The organism is Thalassobacter sp. (assembly GCF_982993085.1).
Genome location: NZ_CEZFMW010000140.1, coordinates 1 through 8,310 on the forward strand (window position 1 = coordinate 1; position 8,310 = coordinate 8,310).

Consider the following 8,310-nt stretch of genomic DNA (forward strand, 5'->3'; position numbering starts at 1 on the left):
TAGCAGTTTGCAGGTGCGGCGTCAATTCAATCAGTATACCACGGGATACCGCATCGAGCGCTTTGGCGGCCTTGGCATCCGGCGTAATGGGGCGGGACGTGAGCGCAAACTCAGCTTTTTCAATAAGTTGCGGAATTGTTCGCGCTGATGGCTTGAGGCAATACATCGCACGTTCCAAAGTCTGATGCTGCGTCGCAGAAAATTTCTCGACCGGTTGAAGGCTCCGATAAGCGTCTACGGCGGCCATGGCCTCATCGTCTGTCATCATCGCGATGTGCTGGCCTGAGGTGTGCTCTAGCTTTTTCAGGTCAAGGCGGGCGGGGGCTTTGCCAATCCCGTCCAGATCGAACCACTCCAGCGCCTGTGCATCGGTAAAAATCTCATCGTCGCCATGGGACCAGCCTAGGCGCGCAAGGTAGTTGCGCAAGGCGGCGGCGGGATAGCCCATGGCGGCATAATCCTCAATCCCGAGCGCGCCATGGCGTTTGCTGAGCTTTTTGCCATCAGCCCCATGGATCAGCGGAATGTGCGCCCAGACGGGAACCTTCCAGCCCATCGCGGTATAAATTTGTTCTTGGCGGGAGGCATTGTTGAGGTGGTCATCGCCCCGGATGACATGTGTGACACCCATGTCATGATCATCAACAACGACGGCCAGCATATAGGTCGGCGTGCCGTCAGACCGCAGCAGGATCATGTCATCAAGTTGCGCGTTCTGAACAACAACAGTGCCTTGCACGGCATCATTCACCCGCGTTTCGCCGTCACGTGGCGCCTTTAGTCGGACGACATAAGCGGTGTCGGGATGATCCGCTTCGGGCACATCACGCCACGGGCTAAGGTACAATGTGGACCGCCCCTCGGCTTTTGCCGCGTCGCGGAAGGCAGCGATTTCATCTTGGCTGGCAAAGCATTTGTAGGCCGTGCCTTGGGCTAGCATGGTATGCGCGACCTCAGCGTGGCGATCTGCGCGCTCAAACTGGCTGATCGCGTCGCCATCCCAGTCGAGGCCCAGCCACGTCAATCCGTCCAAAATTGCCTGCGTTGCCTCAGGGGTGGACCGTGCGCGATCCGTGTCTTCAATCCGCAGCACAAACTTGCCGCCGCGCGCACGCGCATAGAGCCAGTTGAACAGTGCTGTCCGCGCCCCTCCGATGTGCAAAAAACCCGTGGGGGACGGGGCGAAACGTGTGACGATAGGGGTCTCGGACTGGGACGAAGTCATAGGGGATTAACCTTTTAGCAACCAAGATGAGCGATGAGGGAGGCGATGTGCTTTGGGCGGGGTTTAGACCCCGCGAATTGGGGACACAAGAGTGACCGACCCACGCGCCCTGATGGGGGTGATGACAACCCGCCTGATCTGGGCATTACAAAGCCAGCGCGGCCATAGGTTGCCCTTTGTGGCGGTTGCTTTTGGCGTGGGCGTGGGGATGTATTTTTCTCTACCGGTTGAGCCTACCTTTCAGGCCCTAGGGCTTATCGCGCTTGCGACGTTGGCGGCTTTTGCCGTGGGTTACTACTTGCGCGAAACCTTTGGTGGTATTGCTGTGGTGTTGGGGGTCGCGTGTCTGGGCCTTTTGGTGGCCGCGTTGCGGACCCATAGCGTGGCGGCCCCGGTCCTCACCTTTCGCTACTACGGCGCGATTGAGGGGCGGATCGTCAAAATCGACCGCTCCGCCTCAGACAAGATGCGGCTGACGATGGATCGTGTGCGCCTTGCGAATATGTCGCCCGAACGCACGCCAAAATACGTCCGCGTGGCGTTGCACGGTGCGCAACCCTATCTTGAGCCCGCGCCGGGCCAGCGGGTGATGATGACAGGTCATCTGTCACCGCCGAGTGGCCCCACGGAACCGGGCGGTTTTGATTTTCAGCGTCATGCGTGGTTTCAGTCGATTGGCGGTGTGGGGTACACCCGAACGCCCGCGTTGTTAGCCGCGCCTGATCCGGGCGAATTGTGGCTTCAGACTTTGCGCGCGCGCATTGCGGCCGGGCTGTCGGATCGTATCGGAGGACAAGCCGGCGGGGTGGCTGCCGCCGTAGCCGTCGGGGATCGGGCCGGGATCGACGCCCCCACGATGGAGGGGTTGCGCGCCTCTAACCTCGCGCATTTATTGGCGATCTCGGGGCTTCATATGGGGCTGCTTGCGGGGTTTGTGTTCATGTCGGTACGTGGGGGCCTTGCGTTGATTTCGCCTTTGGCGTTGAGGTATCCGATCAAGAAATGGGCGGCCCTTGTGGCGCTTCCAGCGGCGGCATTCTACCTTGCTTTGTCCGGGGGCAGTGTCGCGACACAACGCGCGTTCATCCAAGTCGCCGTGATGCTAGCCGCCATCTTATGCGACCGGCGCGCACTGACGCTGAGGTCAGTAGCAATAGCTGCGTTGATTGTCCTAGCATGGCGACCAGAGGCACTGCTGGGCCCAGGATTTCAGATGTCTTTTGCCGCAACCACAGCGATGGTTGTGATTTTTAGCGCGATGCGTGGACACACGCCGCGCTTGCCTATGGGGGTGGCGCAGGTCAGCGCGGTCTTGATGTCATCCATCATTGCGGGGGCTGCGACGGCGCCTATATCGGCGGCACACTTCAATCAAATTGGTCAGTACGGCGTCCTCGCGAACCTATTGAGCGTCCCGATGATGGGCACAATCGTGATGCCCTTGATGGTCGTCGCAGCCGTGCTGAGCCCCCTTGGGCTCGAAGGGGTGGCGCTATGGGGCATGGCTTTGGGGCTTGATTGGATCTTATGGGTCTCCGCCTTTGTGGCCGGATTGGAAGGGGCGTTGCGGTTGATCCCGGCGCCATCAAACGTGGTGTTGCCGCTGCTTTGTCTGGGCTGTTTATGGTGTATCGCGTGGCAGGGGCGCGCGCGCTGGATCGGGGTGGTGCCCGCCATTGCCGCCTTCGCGTTGTGGGCAGCCACGCCGCGGCCTATGGTCTTGATCTCGGCCAGCGGAAACCTTGTGGGTGTGCAAACATCGCAGGGCCGAGCCCTTTCAAAGCCACGCGGTGATGGTTTCGTTGCACAAAACTGGCTCGCAGCCGACGGATTGCCCAAGGATCAGGAGCAAGCTGCTGGTCGGTGGTCCTTGGATGCGGCAACGGAGCACGGTTTATTGCACCTGCACGGGCGTGGGGCACAGGACCGCGTTGCACAGGCTTGTCGAACATCCCACGCAGTGGTTGCGAACAAAGACTATGATGCGCCTGAGGGGTGTCTTTTCCTCTCGCCCAAGGTTTTGCGCACCACGGGGGCCATTGCCGTCACACACGAGGGCCGCGTCATCACAAGCCGCCAGACACAAGGAAGCCGGCCTTGGGTTCCCAAAGCCGGCCAAGCGCCTGATCTAGCGCCGCTTCAATATGTACGGATGAGCCCGACCAACCGACCCTGAACCGCTACGCTATCGTCCGGCAACATGCGGGTTTCATAGGCGGGGTTGGCAGCCTCTAGGGCGATCATGCCGCCCTTACGATGATACCGCTTAAGCGTGGCTTCATGACCTTCGACCAAGGCCACGACGATCTCACCGTTGTTGGCGGTTTCTTGTTCGCGGATGACAACGATATCGCCATCGTTGATGCCTGCGTCGATCATCGAGTCGCCCTTGACCTCAAGCGCGTAATGTTCACCACCGGACCCCAACATCTGGCCGGGGACAGCGACGTGATTGGCAATCTCACTGATCGCTTCGATAGGAACACCGGCGGCGATCCGGCCCATGACGGGCAGGGTGGTTGCATCGGTCGCGATGTCCATGGCACCGGCGGGCGCGGGGCGGGGTGCGGGCTTGTCGCCCTCAATCACTGTGGGTTTGAACCCTTTGGCTTGAAGCGCGTCGGGTAGCTTGACGATTTCGAGCGCGCGGGCCCGGTGCGGCAATCGCCGAATGAAGCCACGCTCCTCCAGAGCGGTGATCAAACGGTGGATCCCGGATTTGGAACGCAGATCAAGCGCTTCCTTCATTTCATCGAACGAGGGCGGCACACCGTCCTGCGCCATACGCTTTTGGATATACTCGAGAAGGTCGAGTTGCTTCTTGGTCAACATCTGCACGGGCCTCCCTGTGGGGTTAGGTTCAATCCATGTTCTACAGGTGTTCTTGTTTTGTGTCAACAATTCTATGATCTACAAGATATTGTGGTCACAACGTAATGATAGACACGCTCTCGCCTTTGGCCCGTGCAGGGTCGTGAATGGGGCGCACAACCAACGCGTTTGACGCCGCCAGAACTGACATCAAAGCGCTGTCTTGGGCGTCATGCACCTTGACGGTGCCTTCCGGGGAAAGCTGAGCGCGCATGTAGTGTTCACGCGGGCCATTCGGCGTAAGATCGTTGGCTAACGTGGCTTGCGCCGTCTTGGGGGCTGACGCAGGTAGGCCCAGCATCTTGGCGATCAGCGGCACGATAAACAGTGTCGAGCACACCATTGAAGACACGGGATTTCCTGGCAGGCCAATCATTGGCGTGCCGTCCATGTTGCCTGCCATCAAGGGTTTACCGGGGCGCATCGCGATTTTGTAGAACGATTGCTCCATTTTCAGGTCTGCAGCGACCTCCGCCACGAGATCATGATCACCGACCGAGGCCCCGCCGATGGTCACAATCAGATCCGCGCCCTTGGCCATTGCGAACACGGCACGCAGTGCGTCGCGGGTATCGCGCGCGATGGGCAAAAGCCGGGTCTCGGCGCCAGCGGCCTCAAGCTGTGCGGCAATGCCGTAGCTGTTGGAGGCGATGATTTGGTCTGGGTTGGGTGTTTCGCCGGGGGCGACCAGCTCATCACCTGTGGCCATGATCGCGACAACAGGTTTGCGCACTACGGGTATGACCGCGTGGTTCATAGAGGCCAAAAGGGCGATATCCGCAGGCCCAATTTTGCGCGGGGCCGCAAACAGGTCACCTTCGTTGAAATCACCCCCCGCAGGGCGAACGTGGCGACCCGTGTCTAGGGTCTGGCCAAGGGTGATCTGATTGTCCGAACGGATGACATCCTCTTGGATGACCACACGGTCGGCTCCGTCAGGAAGCGGTGCACCGGTGAAAATGCGCACGGCCTCGCCGGGCTGAACAGTGCCGCCAAAGCCGTGGCCCGCAGCTGCCTCGCCGATCACACGCAGGACGGCGCCAGTGGTCCAATCGCCATCTTGCACAGCATACCCATCCATAGCCGAGGCGGAAAAGGGCGGCTGCGTGCGTTTGGCCCGCAATCCTTCGGCCAAAACCCGGCCAGCGGCGGCTCGAACAGGGACCTCCTCAGCCGGGAGGCGCACCCCAAGACTGAGCACCTTTTCCAACGCCTCCGCGACAGAGATCATGTGTCAGACTTGCTCGGCACTTCAAAGAGCCCCGACTTGCCACCTTCTTTACGCAGCAGGCGGATATCTTTGATTTCCATGTCTTTTTGGATCGCTTTCACCATGTCGTACACGGTCAAAAGTGCGGTTGAAACGGCTGCTAGGGCTTCCATCTCGACCCCGGTTTTGCCGCCCGTTTTAACCGTGGCGACAACGCGGACGCCGGGCAGATCAGGAACGGGTTCCAGCTCGATCGCGACTTTGGTGATGGGCAGCGGGTGGCACAGCGGGATCAAGTCCGCAGTTCGCTTGGCGCCCATGATGCCAGCCAATCGGGCCACCCCCAGAACATCGCCCTTTTTTGCAGATCCATCCTGAATAGTTTCAAGAGTTTGTGCGGACATTTTAATGTAGCCTTCAGCGACTGCCATGCGGGCAGTGTCCGCCTTGTCGGATACATCAACCATATGCGCCTGTCCGTCGGCGTCGAAGTGGGTCAGGCCGCTCATAGGCCCGGCACCAATGGGTTGGCGAGCAGGGCGCGGGTAGCCGCGGCGACGTCCGTTTGGCGCATAAGGCTTTCTCCGATCAGGAAAGTACGCGCCCCAAAGCGTGCCATGTCCGCAAGGTCCTCGGGGGTGTAGAGCCCGGACTCACTGACCACCATCCGGTCAGCGGGCACCCTGCGTGAAAGGGTGCGCGTGGTATCAAGACTTGTCTCGAACGTATTGAGATCACGGTTATTTATGCCCATCAGCGGAGAGCGTAGTTGCGATGCGCGTTCCAATTCCTCGGCGTTATGTACTTCGAGCAGAACATCCATGCCCCATTCAAAGGCACAAGCCTCCAACTCGGCGGCTTGGGTGTCGGTGACCGACGCGAGGATGATCAGAATGCAATCCGCACCCAATGCGCGCGCCTCAGCCACCTGATAGGTGTCGTACATAAAGTCTTTGCGTAGGCATGGCAGCGATGTGGCCTCACGCGCGGCTACCAGATAGCTGTCATCGCCCTGAAAGCTGGGGCCATCCGTCAGAACGGAGAGGCACGCGGCACCGCCCTGCTCATAGGCTTGCGCCAGCTCTGGCGGGTTGAAATCAGCGCGGATCAGGCCTTTGGACGGTGACGCTTTTTTGACCTCGGCGATCAGGGCGTAGCCTGTCCGCGACGCGGCCTCTAGCGCATCGGCAAATCCGCGCGGCGCACTGGCTTGGCGCGCGTCCGCCTCAACGTCGGCCAACGATTTGGCGGCTTTGCGCGCGCTGATTTCCTCAAGCTTGTAGGCTTTGATTTTTTCAAGAATGGTCGGGGTGCTCATGAGGCCTCCGAGGTGAGCGCCGCAAGGGCTGCGAGTTTCGATTTAGCTGCACCGCTGTCGATGCTTTCACGGGCACGTTCCACGCCTTCGGGCAGGGTGGCCGCGACATCGGCAATGACAAGAGCCGCTGCGGAGTTGAGCAATACGGCATCGCGGTAGGCGCCGAGCGCGCCGTTCATCAACGCCTCAAATGCGCGCCCGTTCTCGGCGGGTGTGCCGCCCAAGATCGCTTCAAACGCGTGTTCGGGCAGGCCCGCGTCGTCGGGGTGTACTTCACGTTCGGTTACAGCACCGTTTTCAAGGGCCGCAACGTAGGAAACACCTGCAATGGACAATTCATCTGTGCCGTCACTGCCATGTACCAGCCATGCTTTTTCGGATCCTAGATCCAATAGCGTTTCGGCCATTGGCCGGATCAGGTCGCGACTGAACGCACCCGTCAATTGGCGCAGTACACCAGCAGGGTTTGTCAACGGTCCCAATACGTTAAAGAGCGTTCTTGTTCCAAGCTCCGTCCGCGTGGGCATAACGTGTTTTATGGCTGGGTGGTGCATTGGCGCCATCATAAAGCCGATGCCGACGTCTGCGATGGCGCGTTCCACAACCTCCGTCCCGACCATCACGTTTACGCCCAATGCGCCCAAAGCATCCGCGGCACCCGACTTGGACGACAGGTTGCGATTGCCGTGCTTGGCCACGGTGACGCCCGCGCCCGCAACCACAAATGCCGTCGCGGTCGAGATGTTGAGCGTGCCCTTGCCGTCACCACCCGTGCCGACGATATCCATCGCGCCCTTGGGTGCCGTCACGGCGTTGCATTTGGCGCGCATCACCGAGGCGGCTGCCGCGATTTCGGGCGTGGTTTCCCCACGAACGCGCAGGGCCATCAAAAACCCACCCATCTGAGATGGGGTCGCGTCGCCTTCAAACAGGCAGCTGAAAGCCTCTTCGGCTTCTGCGCGGGTCAGGGGGCGGTCGGCGGCAATGCCGATCAAAGGTTTCAGGCGGTCACTCATGCGGAAATCTTTGTCATATCAAGGAAGGTCCTAAGCATAGCGTGCCCATGCTCAGAGGCGATGCTTTCGGGGTGAAATTGTATACCGTGGATGGGCGCGGTTTTGTGGGACAGGCCCATGATCGTCCCGTCTTCTAGCCAGCCCGTGACCTCGAGCGTGTCGGGCAGGCTGTCGCGATCCACCACAAGGCTGTGATACCGGGTGGCCTTGAAGGGGGTTGGCAGGTCTTTGAACAGGCCGCGCCCCTTGTGGTGCATCATGCCCATCTTGCCGTGCACGATCTCATGGCAGCGCGTCACGGTCCCGCCGAAAACCTGTCCAATGGATTGGTGGCCAAGGCACACACCGATCAGGGGCGTTTGCGTTTCGGCGGCGGCGCCAATCATTTCCATGCAAATACCCGCGTCGTCCGGGGTGCCGGGGCCGGGTGACAGCATGATCGCCTCGGGGCGCAGGGCCATTGCGTCCTGCACGCTAAGCGCATCATTGCGGACCACCTTCACATCAGCACCTAGTTCACCGAGGTAGTGTACAAGGTTGTACGTGAAGCTGTCGTAGTTATCGATCAGCAGCAGCATAGGGCCATCCCGGCAAAGAGCCTTTATCTTGGGCAACAATTTGCCCGAGGAACGAAATCTAGGGGGTGAACCCCGGCGTCAGTCGCGGTATA

Annotated in this window: 8 protein-coding genes; 1 reads left to right on the forward strand and 7 read right to left on the reverse strand. The window is 60.2% G+C overall.

Annotation, left to right across the window (positions count from 1 at the left end; all coding sequences use genetic code 11):
- On the reverse strand, positions 1-1,225 hold a 1,225-nt coding region (gltX, locus tag AC4GMC_RS16140), incomplete at its 3' end, for a glutamate--tRNA ligase (protein ID WP_488047513.1).
- 91 nt (positions 1,226-1,316) lie between these two features.
- On the opposite strand from gltX, the gene AC4GMC_RS16145 reads away from it, so the two are divergent.
- On the forward strand, positions 1,317-3,401 hold the full coding sequence (locus AC4GMC_RS16145) for a ComEC/Rec2 family competence protein (protein ID WP_487876620.1): 2,085 nt from the start codon (positions 1,317-1,319) through the stop codon (positions 3,399-3,401).
- Here AC4GMC_RS16145 and lexA read toward each other — a convergent pair.
- The 6 genes from lexA to AC4GMC_RS16175 all read right to left on the reverse strand — a co-directional run bounded on the left by lexA (position 3,365) and on the right by AC4GMC_RS16175 (position 8,218).
- Positions 3,365-4,057, reverse strand: coding sequence for a transcriptional repressor LexA (gene lexA, locus AC4GMC_RS16150; protein ID WP_487876621.1), 693 nt, complete (start codon positions 4,055-4,057; stop codon positions 3,365-3,367). The two genes, AC4GMC_RS16145 and lexA, sit on opposite strands and share 37 nt — an antisense overlap.
- 94 nt (positions 4,058-4,151) lie before the next feature.
- Positions 4,152-5,327, reverse strand: a complete 1,176-nt coding sequence (locus tag AC4GMC_RS16155; protein WP_487876622.1) for a molybdopterin molybdotransferase MoeA — start codon at positions 5,325-5,327, stop codon at positions 4,152-4,154.
- Positions 5,324-5,815, reverse strand: a complete 492-nt coding sequence (gene moaC, locus AC4GMC_RS16160; RefSeq protein WP_487876623.1) for a cyclic pyranopterin monophosphate synthase MoaC — start codon at positions 5,813-5,815, stop codon at positions 5,324-5,326. The genes AC4GMC_RS16155 and moaC overlap by 4 nt, the downstream gene beginning before the upstream one ends.
- Positions 5,812-6,624: an indole-3-glycerol phosphate synthase TrpC gene (gene trpC / locus AC4GMC_RS16165; RefSeq protein ID WP_487876624.1), complete on the reverse strand. Its 813-nt coding sequence runs from the start codon at positions 6,622-6,624 to the stop codon at positions 5,812-5,814. Before trpC ends, moaC begins: the two co-directional genes overlap by 4 nt.
- The gene (gene trpD / locus AC4GMC_RS16170; protein WP_487876625.1) at positions 6,621-7,640 is read right to left on the reverse strand and encodes an anthranilate phosphoribosyltransferase; all 1,020 of its coding nucleotides are present in this window, start codon (positions 7,638-7,640) and stop codon (positions 6,621-6,623) included. The genes trpC and trpD overlap by 4 nt, the downstream gene beginning before the upstream one ends.
- Positions 7,637-8,218: an anthranilate synthase component II gene (locus AC4GMC_RS16175; protein ID WP_487876626.1), complete on the reverse strand. Its 582-nt coding sequence runs from the start codon at positions 8,216-8,218 to the stop codon at positions 7,637-7,639. The genes trpD and AC4GMC_RS16175 overlap by 4 nt, the downstream gene beginning before the upstream one ends.
- Positions 8,219-8,310 lie beyond the last annotated feature (92 nt).

Bases quoted from the DNA above. Each gene is read 5' to 3' on its own strand.
- lexA (WP_487876621.1), bottom strand. From the start codon at position 4,057: ATGTTGACCAAGAAGCAACTCGACCTTCTCGAGTATATCCAAAAGCGT.
- AC4GMC_RS16155 (WP_487876622.1), bottom strand. From the start codon at position 5,327: ATGATCTCTGTCGCGGAGGCGTTGGAAAAGGTGCTCAGTCTTGGGGTG.
- moaC (WP_487876623.1), bottom strand. From the start codon at position 5,815: ATGAGCGGCCTGACCCACTTCGACGCCGACGGACAGGCGCATATGGTT.
- trpC (WP_487876624.1), bottom strand. From the start codon at position 6,624: ATGAGCACCCCGACCATTCTTGAAAAAATCAAAGCCTACAAGCTTGAG.
- trpD (WP_487876625.1), bottom strand. From the start codon at position 7,640: ATGAGTGACCGCCTGAAACCTTTGATCGGCATTGCCGCCGACCGCCCC.
- AC4GMC_RS16175 (WP_487876626.1), bottom strand. From the start codon at position 8,218: ATGCTGCTGCTGATCGATAACTACGACAGCTTCACGTACAACCTTGTA.